This is a genomic window from Thauera sp. (assembly GCF_034003485.1).
Lineage (GTDB): Bacteria > Pseudomonadota > Gammaproteobacteria > Burkholderiales > Rhodocyclaceae > Thauera.
In genome coordinates this window covers 95,646-120,946 of record NZ_JAVEYL010000008.1, presented here as the reverse complement: position 1 = coordinate 120,946, position 25,301 = coordinate 95,646, and the positions used below count along the sequence as shown (strand labels likewise).

Sequence of the window (25,301 nt, the reverse complement as noted above, 5' to 3'; positions counted from 1 at the left end):
TCAAAAATAACAACACTATTCACCTCATCCAAACAAAGCGGAGCCTGATCAAGATGGATCGCCTGGACACGATGCGTCTCTTCACCCGAATCGTGGAACTTGGGAGCTTCAGCCGCGCCGCCGAGCAGCTCGGGCTTGCGCGCGCCTCGGCGACGCAGAGCATCAAGCAGCTCGAGGCACGGCTCGGTGCTCGTCTGCTCCTGCGCACGACGCGCCAGGTCACGCCCACGGTGGACGGCGAGGCCTATTACCAGCGTTGCCTCGTCATCCTCAACGACGTCGATGAACTCGAAGCTGAGTTCTCACAGGCCGGCCACCACCCGCAGGGACGTATCCGGATCGACCTTTCAGGCTCACTTTGCAGGTTGGTGCTGTTGCCCGCCCTGCCCCGCTTCTGCGCGGCCTACCCACAGATCCGTCTCGACATCACCGTCAGCGATCGCCATATCGACCTCATCCGCGAGGGCGTCGACTGCGTGCTCCGCTTCGGCGGGCTGGGTGACGTACCCCACGTCGCGCGTCGCCTCGCGCAGTTGCCGCAGGTGACATGTGCCAGCGCCCACTATCTGCAGCGCAATGGAACACCACAAACCCTCGGCGATCTCGCCCATCACCGTGTGGTGGATTACGTCTCGGCCCCAAACGGCAAGCCGGTGCCGCTCGAGTTCGTCATCGATGGTACGGTCGAGCGTCGAAACCTGCCCGCCACCGTATCAATCAACAGCGGTGAGGCTTACGTGGCCGCATGCGAGGCGGGCTTCGGCATCATTCAAGTGCCGCTCTACCATGTCGCGCGACAGTTGTCCGAGGGCCGTCTGCGCGAGATCCTGCCCAACTGCCGACCGCCAGCGCTGCCGCTCAATGTGCTGTATGCGCCCAATCGCCAACTCTCCGCGCGCATCAGGGCATTCATCGACTGGCTGGAAGAGTTGTTCGCCGGCGATCTGCGCTCGTCATGGCCTTGAGGCCACGGCACGTTCGCCCGCAGCAAAGACAATGGGCCGGCCCGCGATGTCGCGGGTCGGCCCATTGCGCGTCCGACGGAGCGTTGCCCCGTCAAGCACGATCTTCGATTACTTCTTGCCAGCGGCCTTCTGGGTCGCGGACACAGCCTTCACGGTCGCTTCGGTAGCGGCGGCCATGTTGGCTTCGGCCACTTCAGCAGCCTGCTTGGCGGCCTTGCTGGCGTTGTCGTACAGGCTGTTGGCGGTGTCCATCGCCGACTTGACGGCAGCGAACACACCTTCGGAACCAGCCGGCGCCGACTTGGCAGCCTGGTCGAGCATGGCGGCGAAGTTCTTGTTCAGTTCGGCGATCTGCTTCTCGAACAAGCTCGACACTTCCTGCTGACCTTCGGTGGCGATTTCCTGAACGCTGCGAGCGTAGGCGACGGCCTTGTCGATCAGCGGCTTGGTCAGCTCGGTCTGCAGGCTGGCGAGGTCTTGCGGGTTCTTGGCTTCAGCAAGCTTCTTGGTGGTGGCCATGCTGTCTTCCAGCACCGAGCGAACCGTGTTGAGGTTCAGCTCGGCAAGGCGCTCGGCGCGGGCGATGGCGCTACCGGCCAGCGACATCAGGCTTTCAAGGTTGGCTTGGCCGAGGGCGGCGAACTGCTCGGGGGTCTGGATCTTGGTCATGAGGTGCGTTCCTTAAATGTGTGGGTGATGCGCAAGGGGACGATCTGGCTGCAAGCCGGAAAACCGGCCTTCATCAACTTGTTGCGCTGCAGCATTGAATTAATTATAGCTCTCCGATCTACAGTGTCAACTCTTTTGTTGTGCACTGCACCATTTCCCGCCCTTGCCACAAGAATACGCTCACGACATTACGATCTGGATTTTTCGGCACCGCGAAGACTCCGTGCCCTCGTGGTCTCGCAAACCCGAACCATCGCCCAAGAATTAACAAGACCTTAGCTCCGATTTGTTGCATTGCACCAATCATTGCGCTAGGATGCGGCTGTCTCCTCCACCCTCCTCGATTGGTGTGGATTTCGGCCCGGGCTCGCAAGCGCCCGGGCCTTTTTTCTTTCCGTCGCCCCTACCCTCCGGCAGCACAGCGCTTCTGAAGCACGTCGGCGAATCGGTCGGCTGCGAGCTCATACGCGCCGAGGAACAGCTCGGGCTCGATCAGCTCGATTTCCATCAAGGCCGGCTTGTGGTCGAACTCGATGAGGTCGATGCGCGCATATGCGGTCGGCGAGGGCACGCAAGCCAGCGCCTGGGCAGCGAGCGCATGCTCTGCGCTGGACGGGGCGTGCGCGTGGACCGTCCCGCCATACATATCCTGGACGCGAAAGTCGCCAGGCGCCGGCTGCTTGCGGATCGCATGTGAAAACACGCCGCCGAAATAGATCAGCGAAACCTCGCCTACCGCGGCAACACTAGGCACGAAGGGCTGGATCATCACGTCGCCCTCAGTGACCAACTGCTCCACGTGGCGGAGGCATGCGGGCTCCGATGCACTGGACCGCAACGCGCCGATCGCACCGATGGAGACGGCCGGCTTCACCACGACCTCATCCCAGCCGCGCTCGCGCAGACGGGTGGCGGCATCGACGGCGCCGCGCGCGAGCCACAAAGTGGGGACGGTGGCGACGCCCACAGATGCCAATTCGCGCAGATACGCCTTGTGAGCGTTCCACTCGATCACGGGAAAGGGGTTAACGAAATCGGTCAGGGTACTGGTCCTGCGTGCCCAGCCGAGGAATTCCTCCAGCCGGGCGAAGTAATCCCATGGCGTGCGGACAACAACGAGGCGATACGAGGCCCACGGTTGCGCGCTGTCCCAAGGCACGAGCTCGGCTGCAATGCCACGTCGGGCCAGTGCAGCCACCAGCAAGTGGCTTTCAGGATCGGGCTTGGCCATTGAAGCGCCCGTCACGAGCGCGATGCGTATCGATGAGTTCACAGGCGTCCTTGTCTTGTGCGGGCGGCGCCGTACCCCAGGAGGGATCCCCTCGCAGCGATACGTGCCCGCGCCCGGGCGAATCTGGTCACACGGGGTTTTTCCTGCCGGGCGTTGCCGGATCCTCGGGATCGATGCCCCAGTCACCGTAGGTATACCAATCGTCACCGAGCATCTCCGCGGGATGCATGGTGCGGCCGGATCCATTTCCGCAACCGAGTGCGTCCGCCGGACAGTACTTGTCACACCCCCAGCAGATTCGCTCGGGGTTCTTCGGATGCAGCGGAAATTTCTTGGCCATGTCGCGCTCTGGATAAACGTCAACACATGATATGAAAAATTGCCGCGAGGAAAATTGATCCAGCGCCAGTTGGCGGCATGCCCGCGAGAAAAATCGTCACAGGGCCAAGGCGCCACGCGCGTAAACGACGAAGCCCGGAGGCGACCTCCGGGCTTCGGACATTCTGGTGGGTGCTGACGGGGTCGAACCGCCGACATTCGCCTTGTAAGGGCGACGCTCTACCAACTGAGCTAAGCACCCGCACTGCGTTCCGCCTGCGGGCGGAACAGCAAAGTCCGCTAGTTTACTGAATCTTTCAGACCTTTGCCAGCGCGGAATTTCGGAACCTTGGCCGCCTTGATCTTGATGTTCTTGCCCGTGCGCGGGTTGCGCCCCGTCCGGGCAGCACGCTCCCCCACATAAAACGCGCCAAACCCCACCAGCGTTACCGTCTCGTTGTTCTGAAGGGCCTCCGTGACCGCAGCCACGGTCGCATCCAGTGCGCGCGTCGCGTCCGCCTTCGTCATGGATGCCTTCTCCGCGATGCTTGCAACCAGCTCCTGTTTGTTCACTTGAACCCTCCGGATATGAACTGCAGTGGGACGACTCCGCGACCTCTGCCGTTGGGCTCGAGATTCGACGGCATGGGACACGCCTTGCAAACTTCGTGTTTTTATAGCGCGGCAAATTCAGCCCTGTCAACGACGGTCTTTCATCGATAAAAAAGGCCGCGGTGCACAATTGCGCACTGCGGCCTTTTCGCTTTGCTTGCAGCGACGGGGCGTCACACCCCGTACTGGATCAGTGCGCCCGTCGGGTCGCCGAGCCCGCGTCCCCTTCCTCGCCCACGGCAGGCACTGCAGCCGCCGGCGTCGCGTCGTCGGCAAGCGGTTCCGGTTTGCGCTCAAGCGCCAGATCGAGCACACGATCGATCCACTTCACCGGGAGGATCTCGATGGCGTTCTTGATGTTGTCGGGGATCTCGGCGAGATCCTTGACGTTCTCTTCCGGAATCAGCGCCGTGCGGATGCCGCCACGCACCGCCGCCAGCAGCTTCTCCTTGAGGCCGCCAATCGCCAGCACTTCACCGCGCAGCGTGATTTCACCCGTCATGGCCACGTCGCACCGCACCGGAATGCCGGTGAGCACCGAGACCAGCGCCGTCGAGATCGCGACACCTGCAGACGGGCCGTCTTTCGGGATCGCGCCTTCGGGCAGGTGAATGTGCATGTCGCTCTTCTGGTAGAAGTCCGGGTCGATGCCGAGCGAACGCGCCCGCCGGCGCACCACTGACAGCGCAGCCTGGATCGACTCCTGCATCACCTCGCCGAGCTTGCCGGTGGTGACGATCTTGCCCTTGCCCGGCAGCTGCACGGCCTCGACGGTCAGCAGCTCGCCGCCGACCTCGGTCCATGCCAGGCCGGTGACCTGGCCGATCTGGTTTTCCTTCTCGGCCATGCCGAAGCTGAACTTGCGCACGCCAAGGTACTTGTCGAGGTTCTTGGCGTTGACCACGATCTTGCTGCTACGCGGTTTGAGCACGAGCTGCTTGACCACCTTGCGGCAGACCTTCGAGATTTCGCGCTCGAGGCTGCGCACGCCGGCTTCGCGCGTGTAGTAGCGGACGATGTCGCGCAAGGCGTCTTCGCTGAGCGAGAGCTCGTCCTGCTTGAGGCCGTTGTTCTTCAGCTGTTTTGGCAACAGATAGCGCTGCGCGATGTTGACCTTCTCGTCCTCGGTGTAACCCGACAGGCGGATCACTTCCATGCGGTCGAGCAGCGCCGCCGGGATGTTCAGCGTGTTCGCGGTGGCGACGAACATCACGTCGGACAGGTCGAAGTCGACCTCGACGTAGTGGTCCTGGAAGGTGTGGTTCTGCTCGGGGTCCAGCACCTCGAGCAGCGCCGAGCTTGGATCGCCACGGAAGTCCATGCCGAGCTTGTCGACCTCGTCGAGCAGGAAGAGCGGGTTCTTGACCCCGACCTTGCTCATGTTCTGCAGGATCTTGCCCGGCATCGAGCCGATGTAGGTGCGCCGGTGGCCGCGAATCTCGGCCTCGTCGCGCACGCCACCGAGCGCCATGCGGATGAACTTGCGGTTGGTGGCCTTGGCGATCGACTGGCCGAGCGAGGTCTTGCCCACGCCCGGAGGGCCGACCAGGCACAGGATCGGCGCCTTCACCTTGTCCACACGCTGCTGCACGGCAAGGTATTCGAGGATGCGCTCCTTGACGCGCTCGAGGCCGTAGTGGTCCTTGTCGAGCACCTTCTCGGCCTCGGCCAGGTCCTTGCTGACGCGCGACTTCTTCTTCCACGGCAGGCCGATCAGGGTGTCGATGTAGTTGCGCACCACCGTGGCTTCGGCCGACATCGGCGACATCAGGCGCAGCTTCTTGAACTCGGCCTCGGCCTTGGCCAGGGCTTCCTTCGGCATGCCGGCGGCCTTGATCTTCTTGTCCATCTCCTCGAGATCGGCGCCGTCCTCGCCCTCGCCGAGTTCCTTCTGGATGGCCTTGACCTGCTCGTTGAGGTAGTACTCGCGCTGGCTCTTTTCCATCTGGCGCTTGACGCGGCCACGGATGCGCTTTTCGACCTGCAGGATGTCGAGCTCGCCCTCGAGCTGGCTCAGCAGCTTCTCCAGGCGCTCGGCGGTGTCGAACATCTCGAGCACTTCCTGCTTTTGCTCGAGCTTGAGCGGCAGGTGCGCAGCGATGGTGTCGGCCAGCCGCCCGGCCTCCTCGATGCCCGCGAGCGAGCTGAGGATCTCCGGCGGGATCTTCTTGTTCAATTTAACGTACTGGTCGAACTGGGCGATGATCGCGCGCCGCATGCCTTCGAGTTCGTGGCTGCCGCTCTCGTTGACCGGCACCGGGCGAACGGTGGCGACGAACAGGCTGCGCAGATCCTCGACCGCGTCGATGTGCGCGCGCTGCACGCCTTCGACCAGCACCTTGATGGTGCCGTCAGGCAGCTTGAGCATTTGCAGGATGTTGGCGATGCAGCCGATCGAGTACAGGTCTTCGATCGAGGGCTCGTCCTTGGCAGCCGACTTCTGGGCGACGAGCAGAATGCTCTTGCCCGCCTCCATGGCATTTTCGAGTGCCTTGATGCTCTTGGGGCGGCCGACAAAGAGCGGGATGACCATGTGCGGGAACACCACCACGTCGCGCAGCGGCAACAGCGGCATTTCCATCGCTTCGTTGGGGAGGTCAGCAGGACCCGACATTTTTTCTTTCCTTAAGCAAAAGGTCACACCCATGTATGGGCGTGACCTGGAAATTCAAGCGACGGGCGCGAGCCCCTTGCCAGACGGGAGTGCGTGCAGTCGGTCGGAGGTCAGTTGGCGCCCGAGACCTTTTGTTGTTCAGCGTAGATCAACAAGGGCTTGCCGCCCTCCTCGATCGTGGACTCGTCCACCACCACCTTTTCCACGCCTTCCAGCGTGGGCAGGTCGTACATGATGTCGAGCAGCGAGGCTTCGAGAATCGAACGCAGGCCACGCGCGCCGGTCTTGCGCTTGATGGCCTTGCGCGCCACCGCGTGCAGGGCATTCGGACGAATCTCGAGTTCGACGCCTTCCATCGAAAACAGTTTCTGGTACTGCTTGACCAGTGCGTTCTTAGGCTCGATCAGGATCTGGATGAGCGCGGGTTCGTCGAGTTCCTGCAGGGTGGCAACCACCGGCAGACGGCCGATCAGTTCGGGGATGAGACCGAACTTGATGAGGTCTTCAGGTTCGACCTGACGGAAGGTGTCGGTGAGGTTCTTGCCTTCCTTGCTCTTCACCTCGGCGCCGAAGCCGATGCCGACCTTCTCGGTACGGTTACGGATGACCTTTTCCAGGCCATCGAACGCGCCGCCACAGATGAACAGCACATTGGTGGTGTCGACCTGGATGAAGTCCTGGTTCGGATGCTTGCGCCCGCCCTGCGGCGGAATCGAGGCGACCGTGCCTTCGACGAGCTTGAGCAACGCCTGCTGTACGCCCTCGCCCGACACGTCACGGGTGATCGAGGGGTTGTCGGCCTTGCGCGAGATCTTGTCGATCTCGTCGATGTAGATGATGCCCTGCTGGGCCTTCTCGACATCGTAGTCGCACTTCTGCAGCAGCTTCTGGATGATGTTCTCGACGTCCTCGCCGACATAGCCGGCTTCGGTCAGCGTGGTGGCGTCGGCCATCACGAAGGGGACGTTGAGCAGGCGCGCCAGCGTTTGTGCAAGCAGCGTCTTCCCCGAACCGGTAGGGCCGATGAGCAGGATGTTGCTCTTGGCGAGCTCGACGTCGTCCTTCTTGGCTTCGAGGTGGCGCAAGCGCTTGTAGTGGTTGTACACCGCCACTGCAAGGTTGCGCTTGGCCTGCGACTGGCCGATCACGTACTGGTCGAGGATGTCGCAGATCTCGCGCGGGGTGGGCAGCGAGCCCTTGATGCTCTCCGGATCTGCGGCGCCAACGATCTCGTCACGGATGATGTCGTTGCACAGCTCGATGCATTCGTCGCAGATGAAGACCGAAGGACCGGCGATCAGCTTGCGCACCTCGTGCTGGCTCTTGCCGCAGAAGGAGCAGTACAGCAGCTTTTCGCCGCCAGCCTTCTTGTCCGTCATGTGGGGATTCTCCTGATTCAGGTGTCGTCGCGGCTGGTCAGCACCTTGTCGACCAGGCCGTACTCCACCGCAGCCGCGGCAGACATGAAGTTGTCGCGGTCGGTGTCCTTCTCGATGCGCTCGAGCGGCTGGCCGGTGTGCTTGGACAGCATGTCGTTGAGGCGCGAACGCAGGTAGAGGATTTCGCGGGCGTGGATCTCGATGTCCGAGGCCTGGCCCTGGAAGCCGCCGAGCGGCTGGTGGATCATGACGCGCGAGTTGGGCAGGATGAAACGTTTGCCCTTCTCGCCCGCCGTCAGCAGAAAGGCACCCATGCTCGCCGCCTGGCCGATGCACAGCGTACTGACGTTCGGCTTGATGAACTGCATGGTGTCGTAGATCGCCATGCCGGCAGTAACGGAACCGCCGGGCGAGTTGATGTAGAAGTAGATGTCCTTGTCCGGATTCTCGGACTCGAGGAACAGGAACTGCGCCACGATCAGGTTGGCGGTCACGTCATTGACGGGGCCGACGAGGAACACCACCCGCTCCTTCAGAAGGCGCGAATAGATGTCGTAGGCGCGTTCGCCGCGACCGCTCTGTTCGACCACCATCGGAACCAGGCCGAGGCCGACCGGGTTCCAGTCGCTGCTGTGCTGGGGTGTTCCTTGCATCATTCGTCAGACCCTTTGCGGCATCAGGCCGCGTTGTTGCCCATCAGTTCGTCGAAGGCCACCGGCTTGTCGGTGGTCTCGGCCTTTTCGCAGACCCAGGCGACGACGTTGTCTTCGATGACCACGGCTTCTGCCTGCGCCAGACGCTCCGGTTGAGCGTAATACCAGCGCACGAGTTCCGACGGATCCTCGTAGCTTTGCGCCATTTCCTCGACCAGCGCACGAACCTGCTCGGGCTTGGCGTGCAGTTCGTTGACCTTGACCAGCTCGGCCATGATCAGGCCCAGCTTGACGCGGCGCTCGGCCTGCTCGGTGAACCACGACGGATCGACCGGGATGTCCTTGGTCTTGAGACCGCGCATCTCGAGATCGCGGCGGGCGTTGTCGGCCAGTTGCTGCGACTCGGCCTGCACCAGCGCCTTCGGCACCTCGATCGGGGTCACGGCGATCAGCGCCTCCATGACCTGTTCCTTGACCTTGGACTGGATGCGGCGCTTGACCTCGCGCTCGAGGTTGCCCTTCACTTCCTCGCGCAGCTTCGCGACGTCACCGTCGGCCACGCCGAGCGACTTGGCGAAGTCGGCATCCACTTCGGGCAATACGGCGCCCTCGACCGCCTTGACGGTGATCTCGAACTGCACCGTTTGACCCGCCAGGTGCGGCGCGTGGTAATCCGCCGGGAAAGTCATGTCGAAGGTCTTGGTGTCGCCGGCCTTGAGACCGAGGACGGCAGTCTCGAAATCCTTGAGCATCGAGCCGGCACCGATCACGAACGGGAAATCCTGGGCCTGACCGCCCTCGAAGATTTCGCCATCCTTGCGGCCGGTGAAGTCGATCTGGACGCGGTCGCCTTCGGCGGCAGCGCGATCGACCAGGCTGAAGGTGGTGCGCTGCTTGCGCAGCACTTCGATGGTCTTGTCGACTTCGGCATCACCGACGTCCAGCGCCGGGCGCTCGACCTTGTGGGCACTGAACTCGCCCACCGACACTTCGGGATAGACCTCGAACACTGCGGTGAATTCGAGCGTGCCCTCGGCAGCCGCTTCCTTGGGCTGGATCTGCGGGTAGCCGGCCACGCGCAGGTTGTCGGCGCGCACCTTCTCACCGAAGGCCTTCTCGACCGCCGCACCCACCGCCTCGCCGCGCGCCTGGCCACCATGCGTCTGAGCGACGATCTTCATCGGCACCTTGCCCGGGCGGAACCCCGGCATCTTCACCGTACGCGCCATGCGCTTGAGGCGAGCGTCCACCTCTTTCTCGATGTCCGCCAGTGAAACGGCGATGTCGATACGGCGCTCGAGCGCGCTCGGGGTTACCTGGTTCTGCTCCATTAAATCGATCCTGAGAAGTCTTGAAAAAACCGCCCCCGCCTGCACCGATGCTGTTCCGTCGCAAACCGGAGACGCATTTCGCCAGCGTGGGCACGATGAACGAAGTCGATGATTCTAGCACAGCCCCTGCCGCGCGCCTGAAGCATGAAACCGCCCGTGAACAAAGACACGAACATTCACGAAAAACCGCGCCGGACGTGGAACTCGCGTCAGAGGGGCCGTTCTCAGCAACAGATCCGGCGCCCGCGCAAACACCGCGCACCGGGCGCAAACGGGCCGCGCTGACGGGCATCACGAACGACAGCGCAATCAGGGTTGGTGACCGCGGGACGCGGCACCTTGCATCGCTCGATCAGGAGACGTCCATGTCCATCTTCAATGCCTACCAGGCGCGCTTCGAGGCTGCCCGCGAAGAAGAAATGTCGCTGCAGGCGTACCTCGAACTCTGCCGTACCGACAGCATGGCCTACGCCACCGCGGCCGAACGCATGCTCTGCGCCATCGGCGAACCGGAGCTGGTCGACACCCGGCTCGATCCGCGCTTGTCGCGCATCTTCTCCAACAAGATCATCAAGCTCTACCCCGCCTTCCGCGACTTCTACGGCATGGAAGAGGTCATCGAGAACATCGTGTCCTATTTTCGTCATGCCGCGCAGGGGCTGGAAGAGAAAAAGCAGATCCTGTACCTGCTGGGGCCGGTAGGCGGCGGCAAGTCCTCGCTCGCAGAGAAACTCAAGAGTCTGATCGAGAAGGTGCCCTTCTACGCGATCAAGGGTTCGCCAGTGCATGAATCACCGCTCGGCCTGTTCAACGCCACGGAAGACGCGCACATCCTGGAAGGCGATTTCGGCATTCCGCGCCGCTACCTCAACACCATCATGAGCCCGTGGGCGGTCAAGCGCCTGCACGAGTACGGTGGCGACATCACGCAATTCCGCGTGGTCAAGCTCAACCCATCGGTGCTGAAGCAGACCGCGGTGGCCAAGACCGAGCCCGGCGACGAGAACAACCAGGACATCTCGTCCCTGGTCGGCAAGATCGACATCCGCAAGCTCGAGCAGTACTCGCAGGACGACCCCGACGCCTACAGCTATTCGGGCGGCCTGTGCCTGGCCAACCGCGGCCTGCTCGAATTCGTCGAGATGTTCAAGGCGCCGATCAAGGTGCTGCATCCGCTGCTGACCGCCACCCAGGAAGGCAACTACAAGGGCACCGAGGGCTTCGGCGCGATCCCCTTCGACGGCATCGTGATGGCGCACTCGAACGAATCCGAATGGGTCGCGTTCAAGAACAACAAGAACAACGAGGCCTTCCTCGACCGCATCTACACGGTCAAGGTGCCTTACTGCCTGCGGGTGTCGGACGAGATCCGCATCTATGAAAAGCTGCTGGTGCACAGTTCCCTGTCGGAAGCGCCCTGCGCGCCGGACACACTGAAGATGATGGCGCAATTTGCCGTGCTGTCGCGGCTCAAGGAGCCCGAGAACTCGAGCATCCTGTCCAAGATGCGCGTCTATGACGGCGAGAACCTCAAGGACACCGACCCCAAGGCCAAGAGCTACCAGGAGTATCGCGACTACGCCGGCGTCGACGAGGGCATGACCGGGCTATCCACGCGCTTTGCGTTCAAGGTGCTTTCCAAGGTCTTCAACTTCGACCACCGCGAAGTCGCCGCCAACCCGGTGCACCTGATGTATGTGCTCGAGCAGCAGATCGAGGCGGAGCAATATCCGGCCGAGACCGAGGCGCGCTACATGGGCTACATCAAGGAGTACCTGGCACCGCGTTACGCCGAGTTCATCGGCAAGGAGATCCAGACCGCCTACCTCGAGAGCTACTCCGAGTACGGACAGAACATCTTCGATCGCTACGTGATCTACGCCGACTTCTGGATCCAGGACCAGGAATTCCGCGACCCCAACACCGGCGAGATCCTCGACCGTGCGGCGCTGAACGAAGAGCTGGAGAAGATCGAGAAGCCCGCCGGGATCAGCAACCCGAAGGACTTCCGCAACGAAGTGGTCAACTTCGTGCTGCGGGCGCGGGCCAAGCACGACGGCCGCAACCCGAGCTGGACCTCCTACGAGAAGCTGCGCGCGGTGATCGAGAAGAAGATGTTCTCCAACACCGAAGACCTGCTGCCGGTGATCAGCTTCAACGCCAAGGCCAGCGCCGACGAGCAGAAGAAGCATCAGGCCTTCGTCGACCGCATGATCGACAAGGGCTACACCGAGAAGCAGGTGCGCCTGCTGTGCGAGTGGTACCTGCGCGTGCGCAAGTCGTCATGACGCAGCCGGCCGGGCGTGGCAGTACAGCGCGCCCGGCCCGTCCCCCGGCATGGCACAGGGAGAAAACATGGTCCGCATCATCGATCGACGCTTCGACAGCAAGAACAAGAGCGCGGTCAACCGCCAGCGCTTCATGCGCCGCTTCAAGCAGCAGATCCGCAAGGCGGTGTCGGAGGCCCTCCACGGCCGCTCGATCCGCGACCTGGACAACGGGGAGCAGATCTCCATTCCCGCGCGCGACCTTTCCGAGCCTTCGCTGCATCACGGCAAGGGCGGGATCTGGGAGCAGGTCTTTCCCGGCAACGACCAGTTCAGCACCGGCGACCGCATCAAGCGCCCGCTCGGTGGCGGCGGAGACGGTAGCGGCAAGGGCAAGGCGAGCAACGAAGGCGAACACGAGGACGACTTCGTGTTCCAGCTCTCGCGCGAGGAATTCCTCGACCTGTTCTTCGAGGACCTCGAGCTGCCGCGCATGATCCGCACCCAGCTCGCCAAGGTCACCGATTACAAGACCCAGCGCGCCGGCTTCAAGTCCGACGGCACGCCGGCCAACATCAACATCATCCGCTCGATGCGCGGCGCGCTCGGGCGCCGACTCGCGCTCGGCTCACCCTATGCGGTGCGTATCCGCGAGCTGCAGCAGGAACTCGATGAGGCGCTCGCCCGCTTCGGCGAGGACAGCGACGAAGTTCGCGCGCTGCGCGAGGAGCTAGCCGGGCTGCGCGCCAAGGTCGAGCGCATCCCCTTCATCGACAGCTTCGATCTGCGCTACAACAACCGCATCAAGGTGCCGCGCCCGACCACGCAGGCGGTGATGTTCTGCGTGATGGACGTCTCCGGCTCGATGGACGAGGAGCGCAAGGCCATGGGCAAGCGCTTCTTCATGCTGCTGTACCTGTTCCTCACCCGCAGCTACGAGCACATCGAGGTCGTCTTCATCCGCCACCACACCGTGGCCAAGGAAGTCGACGAGGACGAGTTCTTCCACTCGCGCGAATCCGGCGGCACCGTGGTGTCGAGCGCGCTGGTGCTGATGCGCGACATCCTGCGCGAGCGCTACGCCAACGGACAGTGGAACGTCTACGGCGCCCAGGCTTCCGACGGCGACAACTGGGACAACGACTCGCCGATCTGCGGCCGGCTGCTCGGCAACGAGATCCTGCCCTGGTGCCAGTACTTCGCCTATGTCGAGATCACGGCCGGCGAGCCGCAGAACCTGTGGCGCGAGTACGCCAAGCTCGAGGCCGATCACGACAACTTCGCGATGCAGCGCATCGAGTCGCCGGCCGACATCTACCCCGTGTTCCGCGAACTCTTCAAGAAGACGATCGCATGACTACGACCACACCCCGGCCGCCCATGTCCCGCGCCCGCCGCACGGCCAAGCCGACGCCCCTGCCCTCCGGATCGGAATGGACCGAGGACGCGATCGCGCGCTACAACGACGAGATCGCCCGCGTCGCTGCGCTTTACAAGCTCGACACTTACCCCGTGCAGATCGAGGTCATCACCGCCGAGCAGATGATGGACGCCTACGCCTCGGTGGGCATGCCGGTCAATTACCACCACTGGTCCTTCGGCAAGCACTTCCTCGCTACCGAGAAGGGCTACAAGCGCGGCCAGATGGGCCTGGCCTACGAGATCGTCATCAACTCCAACCCCTGCATCGCCTACCTGATGGAGGAGAACACGCTGACGATGCAGGGTCTGGTGATCGCGCACGCAGCCTACGGCCACAACAGCTTCTTCAAGGGCAACTACCTGTTCCGCACGTGGACCAACGCCGACGCGATCATCGACTACCTCGTGTTCGCGCGGAACTACATCACCCAATGCGAGGAGCGCCACGGCGAGGAAGAAGTCGAGCTGCTGCTCGACTCGTGCCACGCGCTGATGAACCTCGGCGTCGACCGCTACAAGCGCCCGCCCAAGCTCTCGCTCGCCAAGGAAAAGCTGCGTCAGCAGGATCGCGAGGAATACCTGCAGAGCCAGGTGAACGACCTGTGGCGCACCCTGCCCGCACACGACGTGCGCGCCAGCAGCCGGTCCGAGCAGCGCTTCCCGCCCGAGCCGGAAGAGAACCTGCTGTACTTCATCGAGAAGAACGCGCCGCTGCTCGAACCCTGGCAGCGCGAAGTCGTGCGCATCGTGCGCAAGATCGCGCAGTACTTCTTCCCGCAGCGTCAGACCCAGGTCATGAACGAAGGCTGGGCGACCTTCTGGCACTACACGCTGCTCAACCACCTGTACGACGAAGGCCTGCTCGCCGACAGCTTCATGCTCGAGTTCCTGCAGTCGCACACCAACGTCGTCGCCCAGCCGCCCTACAACAGCCGCTGGTTCAGCGGCATCAACCCCTACGCGCTCGGCTTCGCGATGTGGCGCGACATCCGGCGCATCTGCGAAGACCCTGACGAGGAGGACCGGCGCTGGTTCCCCGAGATCGCCGGCAGCGACTGGCTGGAGACCTTCGACTTCGCGATGCGCAACTTCAAGGACGAGAGCTTCATCGCCCAATACCTGTCGCCCAGGGTGATGCGCGACTTTCGCATGTTCGCGGTGCTCGACGACGACCGCGCCGACAAGCTCGAGGTCTCGGCCATCCACGACGATTCGGGCTATCGCAAGGTCCGCGACATCCTGTCCGACCAGTACAACCTGGGCGCGCGCGAACCCAACGTCCAGGTGTGGAATGTCGACCTGCGCGGCGACCGCTCGCTCACCCTGCGCTACACGCCCTACCGCCGCCGGCCGCTGGGCGCCAGTGCGGACGAAGTGCTGCGCCATGTCGCGCGCCTGTGGGGCTTCACCGCGCGCCTGGAGACCGTTGGCGAGGACGGCAAGGTCGAGTTGCAGAACGAGATCCGCGGCGAGCGGCGCAATCACTCCGTGATCCCGTAGGCGAGGCCTGCGACCTCGCCATGACGGCCGAGCCATGATCGCGAGAACGGCTGTGAGGACAGCAGCCGAACCGGTGACGACGTAGAATCCGGGCTCTACCCCTGGAGCCCAGCATGTTCAGCCCCCTGCGTCCCATCTACTCCGTCGCCGGCATCCGCGAGATCGAGAACACGCTGATCCCCAGCGCGCGCCCGCCCCTGATGGAGCGCGCCGGCCGCGCCGCGGCCCAGGACGCGGTGCGTCTGATCATGGACCGCCCCGGCCCCATCCTGATCGCCTGCGGTCCCGGCAACAACGGCGGCGACGGCTTCGTCATGGCGCGCCAGCTCGCCCAGGCCGGACGCGAGGTCGTGGTCGCGTTCACCGGCGCAGCCGACCGTCTGCCGGCCGAAGCGGCCAAGGCGCACGCCGATTACTTCGCCGCCGGCGGCACCATCGTCTCCGACCTGCCGGCCGCGCCCGCGCATGGCTGGGCCCTGGTGGTCGACGCCTTGTTCGGCATCGGCCTCGGCCGCCCGATCGAAGGCCGCTATGCGAGCTGGATCCAGACCCTGAACGCCCAGCCCGGCCCGCGCATGGCGCTCGACGTCCCGAGTGGGCTCGACGCCGACACCGGACAGCCGCTCGGCGCCACCTTTCGCGCCACGCACACCACCACCTTCATCGCCCTCAAGCCCGGCCTGCTCACCAACGACGGCCCCGACTACTGCGGCGAGATCAGCGTGCAGCGCATCGACATCGACGCCCCGGCCTGGTTGCCGGCGCGCGGCCACGCGGTGGCCCCCTCGCTGTTCCGCGACCAGTTGCAGCCGCGCCCGCGCAACACCCACAAAGGCATCTATGGCGACGCCGGCATCCTCGGCGGCAACGCCGGCATGGTCGGCGCCGCCCTGCTCGCCGGGCGCGCTGCGCTCTGGCTCGGCACCGGGCGGGTTTATGTGGGCCTGCTCGACGGCAAGGGCCCGGCGGTCGATTTCGCCCATCCCGAGCTGATGCTGCGCCGCGCACACGCGCTGCCCGAGCGCTTGAGCGCACTCGCCGTGGGGCCCGGCCTCGGCACCGAGGGCACGTCGGCCAGCCTGCTTTCCACCGCGCTCGAGCGCAACATCCCGCTGCTGCTCGACGCCGACGCGCTCAACCTGAGCGGCGCCGACCCCACCCTGAAGCGAACCCTGGCCGCGCGCATCGCCCCCACCGTGCTCACCCCGCATCCGGCCGAAGCCGCGCGCATGCTCGGCACCGACACCGCCAGCGTGCAGGCCGACCGCCTTCACGCCGCGCTCGAGATCGCCGCACAGTACAAGGCCCTCGTGGTGCTCAAGGGTTGCGGCAGCATCGTGGCCGCACCGGACGGGCGCTGGTTCATCAACGGCACCGGCCACCCTGGCATGGCCAGCGCGGGCATGGGCGACGTGCTCACCGGCCTCATCGTCGGCCTGCTTGCCCAGGGCTGGCCCGCCGAATCCGCCCTCATCGCGGGCGTGCACCTGCACGGCGCCGCAGCAGACCGCCTCGCCCGCGAAGGCATCGGCCCGATCGGACTCACCGCGAGCGAGACCATCGACGCAGCCCGCGGCGTGTTCAACGGCTGGCTGATCGAGTCCCAGCGCGACCCGCGCCTGGCCGGCGCGCCTGTACCCCGCGCCGGGCGCTGATGGCCGCGGTGATAGAATCCGGACATTCGCAGCGCTCCCTCCTGACCCTACTTTTCCAGGCCCCGCCATGCTCTCCGAACAGCTTCGCGTCGAAATCCAGCGCAACATCGCAGCCTCGCTCGCCGAGGACATCGGCACCGGCGACCTCACCGCCCGCCTGATCGCCCCCGACACCGAGGCACGCGGCCGCGTCATCACCCGCGAGGACGCAGTGATCTGTGGCACCGCCTGGTTCGACGCCGCCTTTGCCGCGCTGAGCCCCGCTGCCGTGGTGCACTGGCACGTGAAGGACGGCGACACGGTCAAGGCCGGGCAACTGCTGTGCGAGATCATCGCGCGCGCGCGCGTGCTGCTCACGGCCGAGCGCACGGCGCTCAACTTCCTGCAGTTGCTGTCGGGCACGGCCACCGTTACCCGGCGCTTCGTCGACGCCGTGGCCGGCACGCGCGCGAAGATCGTCGACACCCGCAAGACGCTGCCCGGGCTGCGCCTCGCGCAAAAATACGCGGTCGCGATCGGTGGCGGCACCAACCATCGCGTCGGGCTTTACGACGGTATCCTGATCAAGGAGAACCACATCATCGCCGCCGGCGGCATCCGCGAAGTCGTCGAGGCGGCGCGCGCCATCGCCCCCTCCAACGTGTTCATCGAGGTCGAGGTGGAAACCCTGGATCAATTGCGCGACGCCCTCGACGCAGGTGTCAAGATGGTCCTTCTCGACAACATGAGCCTCGAGCAAATGTGCGAGGCGGTCGCAATCACGGCTGGGTGCGCGGAACTCGAAGCCTCGGGCGGCGTGAACCTCGAGCGTGTTCGTGCAATCGCCGAGACCGGCGTCGACCGCATCTCGATCGGCACCCTGACCAAGGACGTGCAGGCGCTCGACCTGTCGCTTCGCCACGTCGAAGAGTGATCCGCCAGCGGGGCCTGCTGCCATGACCCACACATCGACCGATACCCTGCCCGATTGGCCGAACGTACCAGCCTGCTATGGCTGGCTGTCGCTTGACGCCCGCGGAGGCTGGCGACTCAAGGGCGAACGCGTCGAACATGGCGGACTGCTCGGCTTCCTGAACGCCAACTACGGTAGCGATGAGTCCGGCAACTGGCTCGTCCACAACGGTCCCCAGCGTGTCTTTGTGGAACTGGAAGCAGCACCATGGATTCTGCGCCTGCTCCCGGACGACGTGCTGCTGACACACAGCGGGCGTCCTGCGATGGCGGATTCGCCGGTTCTGGTCGATGAGAACGGGCGCGTAAGCCTGAAGACCGATCTCGGCCCGGCGGCGATCGACGATCGTGATCTCGCGATCTTTCTGGCGGAGCTGAAGGACGAGCATGGCCACGGCGCCGATGAGAGGACCCTGATCACACTGCTCGAAGGAAAATCCACCACGCCACTCCGATGGCGCGGCCTGACCCTGGGTTTCGCGCCCGGCAGCGAGACCCCCGGACAGCTCGGCTTCCATCGCAAGCCAGTCGCCACGGCCTGAGCAAGCAGGCCTGCAAGAACACCTGCAGAAGGGCCCGCAAAAAACTCTACAAAAGGGCGTTGACGCCACCCGGCACGCTAAGGCTATAATCCGCGCCCTTGTCGTACCGAGCACTGCAGGCAAGCAGCGCCCGACAACGGCAATGCCTTGGTGGTGAAATTGGTAGACACGCTATCTTGAGGGGGTAGTGGCGAAAGCCGTGCGAGTTCGAGTCTCGCCCAAGGCACCAGATTCCGGCCCCACCGACAACGTGGCGCCCAACGAAGAAAAGCCCGCGAATCGCTCGCGGGCTTTTCTTCGTTTACGTCCCTGCGTTCCCGCCGGCCACTCGCCGGCGGGAACGCAGGGCTCAGGTGCGCTCGGCGACGAATCGCTTCACCGCATCCACATCAGGTGCCATCACCTCGACGCGCTGCGGCAGTGTTTCGATGCCCTCGAAGTCCGCGGGCCGCTCCGGCTGGCGACCGAGTGCCTCGACGATGGTCTCGGCAAACTTCACCGGCAGCGCGGTCTCCAGCACAAGCAGCGGCACGCCCGCCGGAACCTCCGCCGCATGATCCCAGGCCACCTTCACGCCATCCGCGGTGTGGGTATCGATCATCACCCCGTACTGCTCGAAAACCTTGCGAATCGTCGCCAGGCGGCCGGCATGGCTGCTCGCGCCCGAGACGAAGCCGAACTCGGCGATGCGGGCGAATTCGGCCGAGCCCGACAGATCGAAAGCACGCCCCGCATCGACCTCGGCCCATAGCGCGGCCACCTTCTTCGGGTCGCGCCCCACCAGGTCGAACACGAAGCGCTCGAAGTTGGACGCCTTCGAGATGTCCATCGACGGGCTGGAGGTCACGTGCGTCTCTGCCGCCTTGCGCGGGCGATAGACACCCGTGCGGAAAAACTCGTCGAGCACATCGTTTTCGTTGGTGGCGAGGATCAGTTTTGCCACTGGCAGGCCCATCTGACGGGCGATGTGGCCGGCGCAGATGTTGCCGAAGTTGCCCGAAGGCACGCAGAACGCGACCTGATCGTCGTTACTCTTCGTGGCGGCGAAATAGCCCTTGAAGTAATAGACGATCTGCGCCGCAACCCGCGCCCAGTTGATCGAATTCACCGCGCCGATCTTGTGCTCCGCCTTGAAGGCGTGGTCGTTGGACACCGCCTTCACGATGTCCTGGGCGTCGTCGAACATGCCCGTGACGGCGATGTTGAAGATGTTGTCGTCGTGCAGCGAGTACATCTGCGCGCGCTGGAAGGGACTCATCAGTCCATGCGGCGACAGCATGAACACGCGCACGCCGTGCTTGCCGCGCATCGCGTACTCGGCCGCCGAACCGGTGTCGCCCGAGGTGGCACCGAGGATGTTGATGGTCTCGCCACGCTTGGCCAGCACATACTCGAACAGGTTGCCGAGCAACTGCATCGCCATGTCCTTGAAGGCCAGCGTCGGGCCGTTGGACAGTTCGAGCAGGCCCAGACGCCCCTCCTCGAGCCAATGCACCGGTGTGATGTCGCTCGCCTTGTCGCCTTCGCGCACGTGGCGATAGACGTCTGCGGTGTAGGTCTTGTCGCAGATCGCCTTGAGGTCGGCGGGCGGGATGTCGGTGATGAACTTCGACAGGATCGCAAAGGCGAGCTCGGCGTAAGACAGGCTACGCCAGGCGTCGAGTTCGGCGCGGGTGACCTGCGGATAATGCTCAGGCAGGTAGAGGCCGCCGTCCGGCGCGAGGCCGCCGAGGAGGATGTCGCAGAACTCGGGATGGGCGGGCTGGCCGGCATGGCCACGGGTCGAGATGTACTTCACGGAGCAGTCCTTCAGGATGGCGTGGTCGATGCGCCCGAATTGGCCCGGAACGAGGGCGCAAAGCAAGAACGCAAAGGTGGAATTCTAACGAATTCGGCCACCGCATCGGCCGTTTCATCGAGCCTGACGGATCGCGACCCATGCGCACCGGAGAACGCGTGGCCATTCACGAGTACACCCACGGTGCGCATGCTTGCGCTATTGATGCGCACAACGGCCAAGTCGGACCGATACAATGACTTTTCCACACAACGAATTGGAGTCAGCGATGAGCCTCGGAAACATTCTCGGCCAGATCCTGCAACAGGGCATGTCCGGCCAGGGCCGGTCGCGGCTGGACCATGCAGTCGGTGCCGGCGGTATCGGTGATCTGCTCGGCGGACTGCTGCGCGGCCAGGGCGGCCAGGGCGGCGGTAGCGGCGCAGCAGGCGGCGGCCTTGGCGATCTGCTGGGCACGGCGCTCGGCGGAGGACGCACCAATGCGGGCGCAGGGGCCGGTGGCCTGGGTGACCTGCTCGGTGGTGCGCTCGGCGGTGGCCGCAGCAATGCGGGCGCTGGCGCAGGTGGCTTGGGCGACCTGCTCGGTGGCGCACTCGGGGGCGGTGCGGGCACAAGCCGCCCGACGGCCGCAGGCGGCGGACTCGGCGATCTGCTCGGCAGCGTGTTGGGTGGAGGCCGCACGAGCGGTGCAAGCAGCGGTCGCGGCAATACTGCCGGCATGGCCATCCTCGCCACCATCGCGATGGCCGCCCTGAAGAACTGGACCGACAAGCGCCGCGAGCAGGCTTCGATGTCCGGTGGCACAGCCGGCTTCGCGCCGCAGGAACTGGAAACGATGACTGCGCCCGACACCGAGGCGCTGATCCTGCGTGCGATGCTGTCCGCGGCCAAGGCCGATGGCCGCATCGAGGAAGACGAGGTCCAGCGCATCGTCGGCAAGGTGGGCGCCGACGGCCTGAGCGAAGAGGAAAAGCAGTTCCTGATGAGCGAACTGCGTACCCCGCTCGACCTCGACGCCCTGGTGGCCGATGTGCCCAACGAGATGGTCGCAGCCGAAGTCTACGCGGCGTCCCTGCTCGCGATCGACCTCGATACCCAGGAAGAGGTGGCCTATCTGCGCCAACTGGCGCAAGCCCTGCGCCTGGACGGCGCGACCGTAGCCCGCCTGCACCAGATCACGGGCGCCACCCAGATCTGAACCCCGGCGCGCCGCTTGCAGGCGCACCAACGCAGCGACCTGCTCGGGTCGCTGCTTGTTTCAGTCGCGACGCCTGCGCCCGGAGTCCCCGGCCGCAGACGTTGCTCATTCGGATTCGAGACGGAAGCCGATCTTCAGCGTCACCTGGAAGTGGCCGACCTTCCCGTCCACGACGTGCCCGCGGGTTTCCACCACCTCGAACCACTCGATATGGCGAATCGACTTCGACGCGGTCTCGATTGCGTTGCGGATGGCGGCATCCGAGCCCTCACTCGACGAACCGACGATTTCCACGAGTTTGTAGGTGTGATCGGACATTACGGTCTCCTCGATGAATTCGAATAGGGCAGTCGCACGCTGCTCAGCTCACAGGCGCATCGTCACCGCCGGGCAGGGCCGCATGCTCGCGCTCGAAACCTTGCACCGAGGCACGATAGCCGCGCATGCCGAGCACGGCCACGGCCACCAGGATGGCGATGAACACGATGAGCTTGAAGGCCATGCAGATCCGCTCCTTGCAGCACGCTTGATCGATCAGCCGGCGCCACACTGCGGCGTTCGACTGACTTCAGTGTAGCCGCGAATCCGCCGCCACGCGCGGGCGAGGGTCATCCGGCATGAGCGTCTAGCCAGTCGGCACGCTCGGCCCAGCGCTGCGCCTTGTCGGCCGCCAGGCCGGGCGCCGCAGCAATGCGCCGAAGGGACAGGGGATCCGGCCGATGCGCCATCACCTCGTCCCAGTAGTGCGCGAGGCTGAGCCAGGCGTTGGGCCGCTCCAGCAGCTCGATCGAGTCCCCGGCGGCAATCATCCCGGGTTCGAGCACCCGGTAGTACCAGCCGGTGATACCCGCCGCCTCGACGAAGCGCGAGGCGTTGTCCACCTTCAGCCGACGGTCGATCTTCCAGCACGGTGAGCGCGGCTGGCTCACCTGTACCCGCGCCCCGCCGACCCGAAAGACATCGCCGATGCAGACCTCGTGCTCGATCATGCCGCGCGTGCTGATGTTCTCACCGAGCACGCCTGCGCCCAGCATGTCGGCACATTGCGGCCACTCCTGGGCCATCACCGCGTAATGCTCGACCGGGTAGTGGTGCAGTGCCTTGTCGACACCGCCGTGATGGCGCAGATCGGCCTGCTCGTCGCCCTCCAGACCGGTCGGCGTCAGGCGCACCGGACCGCCCGCCGCGGCCTTGAAGATGCCCGTCGCCTCGCCATCGGGAAGCATCAGGCGCACGCGCCCGATAAAGACTTGATCCACCCTGCTTTCGAGCCAGTCTTTCATTCCGCCCTCGCCCCTGCCCCGCTTCACCGCTCGCGCGCCCGACGCGGCGGCCCGTTAACGAAAAAGAGGCCGCACCCTCGGGGGACGACCTCTTCGACGACGCATCAGCCTGCGATCACAGGCCTTCCATCCGCAGCTTCGTCACCTTGCCCTGCACCACCGGCAGCGCCTCGATCCTGGCGATCGCGGCGTTGGCCTTGCGCTCGACCGTCTGGTGGGTGAGCAGGATGATGTCGGTGTGTGTCTCGCCCTCGGCGGCTTCTTTCTGGTTCAGCGCCTCGATCGAGATGTCGCTGTCGGCGAGGATGCGGGTGATGTCGGCGAGCACGCCCGGCTTGTCCTCGACCCGCATGCGCAGGTAGTAGGAGGTGACCACGTCCTCGATCGGCAGAACCGGCACGTCGCGGACCTGGTCGGGCTGGAAGGCCAGGTGGGGCACGCGGTGCTCGGGGTCGGAGGTGTGCAGGCGGGTGACGTCGACCAGGTCGGCGATGACGGCCGAGGCGGTCGGCTCGGCGCCGGCGCCCTTGCCGTAGTACAGCGTCGCACCGACGGCGTCGCCCTGCACCAGCACCGCGTTCATCGCGCCTTCGACGTTGGCGATCAAGCGCTTGGCGGGGATCAGCGTCGGATGCACGCGCAGTTCGACCCCGTTCTCGCGGCGACGGGCGATGCCCAGCAGCTTGATGCGGTAGCCGAGCTGCTCGGCGTAGGTGATGTCGACCGAATCGAGCTTGCTGATGCCCTCGATGTAGGCCTTGTCGAACTGCATCGGGATCCCAAAGGCGATCGCGCTCATGATCGTCGCCTTGTGCGCGGCGTCCACGCCTTCGATGTCGAAGGTCGGGTCGGCTTCGGCATAACCGAGCGCCTGCGCTTCCTTCAGCACCTCGGCAAACGGCAGGCCCTTGTCGCGCATCTCGGACAGGATGAAGTTGGTCGTGCCGTTGATGATGCCGGCCAGCCATTCGATGCGGTTGGCGGTGAGGCCTTCGCGCAACGCCTTGATGATCGGGATGCCACCGGCGACCGCGGCCTCGAAGGCCACCATCACGCCCTTCTTCTGTGCGGCGGCGAAGATCTCGTTGCCATGCACGGCCAGCAGCGCCTTGTTGGCGGTGACCACATGCTTGCCGTTCTCGATCGCCTTGAGCACCAGCTCCTTGGCCACGCCGTAGCCGCCGATCAGCTCGACGACGATGTCGATCTCGGGGTCGGACACCACGGAGAAGGCGTCGTCGGTGAGCTTGACGTCACCGCCGGTGACCGTGCGCGCAAGCTCCAGGTTCTTGTCGGCCACGGTGGTGATGACGATCGGGCGACCGGCGCGACGGGTGATCTCCTCCGCGTTGCGCTTCAGAACGGTGAAGGTGCCGCCGCCGACGGTACCGATGCCCAGCAGGCCAACATTGATCGGTTTCATGCAGTGTGTTCCGTGGTGAGAGTGGTGACAGATGCGGGGTGTCGCTTGATCGGATGCGCCGCGCTCAGGTGGCGTGGCGCTTGCGGTAGTTCTCGAGGAAGCGCGCCACGCGACCGATGGCGTCGCGCAGGTCGTCCTCGTGTGGCAGGAAGACCAGGCGGAAGTGGTCCGGATACGGCCAGTTGAAGCCCGAGCCCTGGACCAGCAGCACGCGCTCCTCTTCCAGAAGTTCGGCGATGAAGGCCTGGTCGTCCTCGATCGGATACATCTTCGGGTCCAGCTTCGGGAACATGTACAACGTGGCCTGCGGCTTCACGCAGCTGACGCCCGGAATTTTCGTGATCAGCTCCCAGGCCAGGTCGCGCTGGCGGCGCATGCGCCCGCCTTCGGCGACGAGGTCGTCGATGCTCTGGTAGCCGCCGAGCGCGGTCTGAATCGCGTACTGCCCGGGCACGTTGGCGCACAGGCGCATCGAAGCCAGCATGTTGAGGCCCTCGATGTAGTCGGTCGCACGGCGCTTGTCGCCGCACACCACCATCCAGCCCGCGCGATAGCCGCAGGACCGATAATTCTTGGACAGGCCGTTGAAGATGATGGTGAGCACATCCTCGGACAGCGCCGCCATCGAGGTGTGCTTGATGCCGTCGTACAGCACCTTGTCGTAGACCTCGTCGGCGTAGATGATCAGGTCGTGTTCGCGCGCGAGTTCGACGATCTGCTTGAGCGTTTCGTCCGGATACACCGCGCCGGTCGGGTTGTTCGGGTTGATGATGACGATCGCGCGCGTGTTGGCGTTGATCTTCGCGCGCATGTCCTCGATGTCCGGCAGCCAGCCCTTGCTCTCGTCGCACAGGTAATGCACCGGCCTGCCGCCCGACAGGCTCACCGCCGCGGTCCACAGCGGGTAGTCGGGGGCCGGCACCAGCACCTCGTCGCCAGCGTCGAGCAGCGCGTTCATCGCCATCACGATGAGTTCGGAGACGCCGTTGCCGATATAGATGTCCTCGATGGTGACGCCCTTGATGCCCTTCTGCTGGGTGTAGTGCATCACCGCCTTGCGCGCCGAGAAGATGCCTTTGGAGTCCGAATACCCGGCCGCGTTGGGCAGGTTGCGGATCATGTCCATCTGGATTTCTTCGGGCGAATCGAAGCCGAACGCGGCGAGGTTGCCGATGTTGAGCTTGATGATCTTGTGACCCTCGTCTTCCATCTGCTTGGCGCGAACCAGCACCGGGCCACGGATGTCGTAGCAGACCTCGGCGAGCTTGGCAGACTTGCGGATCGGGCGCGGTGCCGCTGCGGCTGCCTCGGCCTTGATCACCGGTTCCGGGGATACCGTCGCGAGCTCGAGTGTCTTCACCGCTTTCATGCCGATCCTTCCTGATAGATGGAAAACCGCAACACCGTTTTCCGATGTTGCAAAAGGTTGTTATCTTAGCCCTGCTCCCGCACTGCGGCAATTTTGCCATCGCGTCTGAACCTACTTCCTT

22 protein-coding genes and 2 tRNA genes are annotated in these 25,301 nt (G+C 64.5%); 9 read left to right on the top strand and 15 right to left on the bottom strand.

The window, feature by feature from the left end; genetic code table 11:
- The first annotated feature begins 53 nt into the window (after positions 1 to 53).
- The gene (locus tag RBT54_RS06365; protein ID WP_320365288.1) at positions 54 to 965 is read left to right on the top strand and encodes a LysR family transcriptional regulator; all 912 of its coding nucleotides are present in this window, start codon (positions 54 to 56) and stop codon (positions 963 to 965) included.
- A 108-nt stretch (positions 966 to 1,073) separates the two neighbouring features.
- Here RBT54_RS06365 and RBT54_RS06360 read toward each other — a convergent pair whose 3' ends face one another.
- The 9 genes from RBT54_RS06360 to tig all read right to left on the bottom strand — a co-directional run bounded on the left by RBT54_RS06360 (position 1,074) and on the right by tig (position 9,772).
- Complete coding sequence (locus tag RBT54_RS06360) at positions 1,074 to 1,634, bottom strand: phasin family protein (RefSeq protein ID WP_320365286.1); 561 nt, start codon at positions 1,632 to 1,634, stop codon at positions 1,074 to 1,076.
- 403 nt (positions 1,635 to 2,037) lie between these two features.
- Positions 2,038 to 2,865, bottom strand: a complete 828-nt coding sequence (locus RBT54_RS06355; protein WP_320365284.1) for a hypothetical protein — start codon at positions 2,863 to 2,865, stop codon at positions 2,038 to 2,040.
- 127 nt (positions 2,866 to 2,992) lie between these two features.
- Positions 2,993 to 3,205: a DUF3079 domain-containing protein gene (locus RBT54_RS06350; protein ID WP_320365283.1), complete on the bottom strand. Its 213-nt coding sequence runs from the start codon at positions 3,203 to 3,205 to the stop codon at positions 2,993 to 2,995.
- A gap of 164 nt (positions 3,206 to 3,369) precedes the next feature.
- Positions 3,370 to 3,445: transfer RNA gene (locus RBT54_RS06345), tRNA-Val, on the bottom strand.
- A gap of 38 nt (positions 3,446 to 3,483) precedes the next feature.
- Positions 3,484 to 3,837 carry an HU family DNA-binding protein gene (locus tag RBT54_RS06340; RefSeq protein ID WP_320365281.1) on the bottom strand — a complete coding sequence of 118 codons (354 nt, stop codon included), beginning with the start codon at positions 3,835 to 3,837 and terminating at the stop codon, positions 3,484 to 3,486.
- Between the two features lie 148 nt (positions 3,838 to 3,985).
- The gene (gene lon / locus RBT54_RS06335; protein ID WP_320365279.1) at positions 3,986 to 6,409 is read right to left on the bottom strand and encodes an endopeptidase La; all 2,424 of its coding nucleotides are present in this window, start codon (positions 6,407 to 6,409) and stop codon (positions 3,986 to 3,988) included.
- Positions 6,410 to 6,519: 110 nt separating this feature from the next.
- On the bottom strand, positions 6,520 to 7,788 hold the full coding sequence (clpX, locus tag RBT54_RS06330) for an ATP-dependent Clp protease ATP-binding subunit ClpX (RefSeq protein WP_320365277.1): 1,269 nt from the start codon (positions 7,786 to 7,788) through the stop codon (positions 6,520 to 6,522).
- A 17-nt stretch (positions 7,789 to 7,805) separates the two neighbouring features.
- The gene (gene clpP, locus RBT54_RS06325) at positions 7,806 to 8,444 is read right to left on the bottom strand and encodes an ATP-dependent Clp endopeptidase proteolytic subunit ClpP (RefSeq protein WP_320365275.1); all 639 of its coding nucleotides are present in this window, start codon (positions 8,442 to 8,444) and stop codon (positions 7,806 to 7,808) included.
- Between the two features lie 20 nt (positions 8,445 to 8,464).
- Positions 8,465 to 9,772, bottom strand: a complete 1,308-nt coding sequence (tig, locus tag RBT54_RS06320) for a trigger factor (protein ID WP_320365272.1) — start codon at positions 9,770 to 9,772, stop codon at positions 8,465 to 8,467.
- A gap of 365 nt (positions 9,773 to 10,137) precedes the next feature.
- Here tig and RBT54_RS06315 point away from each other — a divergent pair, with 365 nt between their 5' ends.
- The 7 genes from RBT54_RS06315 to RBT54_RS06285 all read left to right on the top strand — a co-directional run bounded on the left by RBT54_RS06315 (position 10,138) and on the right by RBT54_RS06285 (position 18,338).
- On the top strand, positions 10,138 to 12,060 hold the full coding sequence (locus tag RBT54_RS06315) for a PrkA family serine protein kinase (protein WP_320365270.1): 1,923 nt from the start codon (positions 10,138 to 10,140) through the stop codon (positions 12,058 to 12,060).
- 67 nt (positions 12,061 to 12,127) lie between these two features.
- Positions 12,128 to 13,396: a YeaH/YhbH family protein gene (locus tag RBT54_RS06310; RefSeq protein ID WP_320365268.1), complete on the top strand. Its 1,269-nt coding sequence runs from the start codon at positions 12,128 to 12,130 to the stop codon at positions 13,394 to 13,396.
- 23 nt (positions 13,397 to 13,419) lie between these two features.
- The gene (locus tag RBT54_RS06305; RefSeq protein ID WP_413788426.1) at positions 13,420 to 14,961 is read left to right on the top strand and encodes a SpoVR family protein; all 1,542 of its coding nucleotides are present in this window, start codon (positions 13,420 to 13,422) and stop codon (positions 14,959 to 14,961) included.
- A 113-nt stretch (positions 14,962 to 15,074) separates the two neighbouring features.
- Positions 15,075 to 16,616, top strand: a complete 1,542-nt coding sequence (locus RBT54_RS06300; protein WP_320365262.1) for an NAD(P)H-hydrate dehydratase — start codon at positions 15,075 to 15,077, stop codon at positions 16,614 to 16,616.
- Positions 16,617 to 16,683: 67 nt separating this feature from the next.
- The gene (nadC, locus tag RBT54_RS06295; protein ID WP_320365261.1) at positions 16,684 to 17,529 is read left to right on the top strand and encodes a carboxylating nicotinate-nucleotide diphosphorylase; all 846 of its coding nucleotides are present in this window, start codon (positions 16,684 to 16,686) and stop codon (positions 17,527 to 17,529) included.
- Between the two features lie 22 nt (positions 17,530 to 17,551).
- Positions 17,552 to 18,109: a DUF2946 family protein gene (locus RBT54_RS06290; RefSeq protein ID WP_320365259.1), complete on the top strand. Its 558-nt coding sequence runs from the start codon at positions 17,552 to 17,554 to the stop codon at positions 18,107 to 18,109.
- Between the two features lie 144 nt (positions 18,110 to 18,253).
- Positions 18,254 to 18,338, top strand: a tRNA-Leu gene (locus RBT54_RS06285).
- Between the two features lie 120 nt (positions 18,339 to 18,458).
- Here the strand turns inward: RBT54_RS06285 and thrC are convergent.
- The gene (gene thrC / locus RBT54_RS06280; RefSeq protein ID WP_320365257.1) at positions 18,459 to 19,907 is read right to left on the bottom strand and encodes a threonine synthase; all 1,449 of its coding nucleotides are present in this window, start codon (positions 19,905 to 19,907) and stop codon (positions 18,459 to 18,461) included.
- A 268-nt stretch (positions 19,908 to 20,175) separates the two neighbouring features.
- Here thrC and RBT54_RS06275 point away from each other — a divergent pair, with 268 nt between their 5' ends.
- Positions 20,176 to 21,105, top strand: a complete 930-nt coding sequence (locus tag RBT54_RS06275; protein ID WP_320365256.1) for a tellurite resistance TerB family protein — start codon at positions 20,176 to 20,178, stop codon at positions 21,103 to 21,105.
- A gap of 105 nt (positions 21,106 to 21,210) precedes the next feature.
- On the opposite strand, the gene RBT54_RS06270 is transcribed toward RBT54_RS06275, so the two are convergent.
- The 5 genes from RBT54_RS06270 to RBT54_RS06250 all read right to left on the bottom strand — a co-directional run bounded on the left by RBT54_RS06270 (position 21,211) and on the right by RBT54_RS06250 (position 25,180).
- Complete coding sequence (locus RBT54_RS06270) at positions 21,211 to 21,423, bottom strand: dodecin (RefSeq protein WP_320365254.1); 213 nt, start codon at positions 21,421 to 21,423, stop codon at positions 21,211 to 21,213.
- Positions 21,424 to 21,466: 43 nt separating this feature from the next.
- Positions 21,467 to 21,607 (bottom strand): hypothetical protein, encoded by a 141-nt coding sequence (locus RBT54_RS06265; RefSeq protein WP_320365252.1) that lies wholly within the window; start codon positions 21,605 to 21,607, stop codon positions 21,467 to 21,469.
- Positions 21,608 to 21,713: 106 nt separating this feature from the next.
- Positions 21,714 to 22,388, bottom strand: coding sequence for an MOSC domain-containing protein (locus tag RBT54_RS06260; protein WP_320365250.1), 675 nt, complete (start codon positions 22,386 to 22,388; stop codon positions 21,714 to 21,716).
- 115 nt (positions 22,389 to 22,503) lie between these two features.
- Complete coding sequence (locus tag RBT54_RS06255) at positions 22,504 to 23,811, bottom strand: homoserine dehydrogenase (protein WP_320365248.1); 1,308 nt, start codon at positions 23,809 to 23,811, stop codon at positions 22,504 to 22,506.
- A 64-nt stretch (positions 23,812 to 23,875) separates the two neighbouring features.
- Entirely contained in the window at positions 23,876 to 25,180 is a 1,305-nt protein-coding gene (locus RBT54_RS06250; protein WP_320365246.1) for a pyridoxal phosphate-dependent aminotransferase, read from the bottom strand.
- Between the last annotated feature and the right edge of the window lie 121 nt (positions 25,181 to 25,301).

Bases quoted from the DNA above. Each gene is read 5' to 3' on its own strand.
- RBT54_RS06365 (WP_320365288.1), top strand. From the start codon at position 54: ATGGATCGCCTGGACACGATGCGTCTCTTCACCCGAATCGTGGAACTT.
- RBT54_RS06360 (WP_320365286.1), bottom strand. From the start codon at position 1,634: ATGACCAAGATCCAGACCCCCGAGCAGTTCGCCGCCCTCGGCCAAGCC.
- RBT54_RS06355 (WP_320365284.1), bottom strand. From the start codon at position 2,865: ATGGCCAAGCCCGATCCTGAAAGCCACTTGCTGGTGGCTGCACTGGCC.
- RBT54_RS06350 (WP_320365283.1), bottom strand. From the start codon at position 3,205: ATGGCCAAGAAATTTCCGCTGCATCCGAAGAACCCCGAGCGAATCTGC.
- lon (WP_320365279.1), bottom strand. From the start codon at position 6,409: ATGTCGGGTCCTGCTGACCTCCCCAACGAAGCGATGGAAATGCCGCTG.
- clpX (WP_320365277.1), bottom strand. From the start codon at position 7,788: ATGACGGACAAGAAGGCTGGCGGCGAAAAGCTGCTGTACTGCTCCTTC.
- clpP (WP_320365275.1), bottom strand. From the start codon at position 8,444: ATGATGCAAGGAACACCCCAGCACAGCAGCGACTGGAACCCGGTCGGC.
- tig (WP_320365272.1), bottom strand. From the start codon at position 9,772: ATGGAGCAGAACCAGGTAACCCCGAGCGCGCTCGAGCGCCGTATCGAC.
- RBT54_RS06315 (WP_320365270.1), top strand. From the start codon at position 10,138: ATGTCCATCTTCAATGCCTACCAGGCGCGCTTCGAGGCTGCCCGCGAA.
- RBT54_RS06310 (WP_320365268.1), top strand. From the start codon at position 12,128: ATGGTCCGCATCATCGATCGACGCTTCGACAGCAAGAACAAGAGCGCG.
- RBT54_RS06305 (WP_413788426.1), top strand. From the start codon at position 13,420: ATGTCCCGCGCCCGCCGCACGGCCAAGCCGACGCCCCTGCCCTCCGGA.
- RBT54_RS06300 (WP_320365262.1), top strand. From the start codon at position 15,075: ATGTTCAGCCCCCTGCGTCCCATCTACTCCGTCGCCGGCATCCGCGAG.
- nadC (WP_320365261.1), top strand. From the start codon at position 16,684: ATGCTCTCCGAACAGCTTCGCGTCGAAATCCAGCGCAACATCGCAGCC.
- RBT54_RS06290 (WP_320365259.1), top strand. From the start codon at position 17,552: ATGACCCACACATCGACCGATACCCTGCCCGATTGGCCGAACGTACCA.
- RBT54_RS06275 (WP_320365256.1), top strand. From the start codon at position 20,176: ATGAGCCTCGGAAACATTCTCGGCCAGATCCTGCAACAGGGCATGTCC.
- RBT54_RS06270 (WP_320365254.1), bottom strand. From the start codon at position 21,423: ATGTCCGATCACACCTACAAACTCGTGGAAATCGTCGGTTCGTCGAGT.
- RBT54_RS06265 (WP_320365252.1), bottom strand. From the start codon at position 21,607: ATGGCCTTCAAGCTCATCGTGTTCATCGCCATCCTGGTGGCCGTGGCC.
- RBT54_RS06260 (WP_320365250.1), bottom strand. From the start codon at position 22,388: ATGAAAGACTGGCTCGAAAGCAGGGTGGATCAAGTCTTTATCGGGCGC.
- RBT54_RS06255 (WP_320365248.1), bottom strand. From the start codon at position 23,811: ATGAAACCGATCAATGTTGGCCTGCTGGGCATCGGTACCGTCGGCGGC.
- RBT54_RS06250 (WP_320365246.1), bottom strand. From the start codon at position 25,180: ATGAAAGCGGTGAAGACACTCGAGCTCGCGACGGTATCCCCGGAACCG.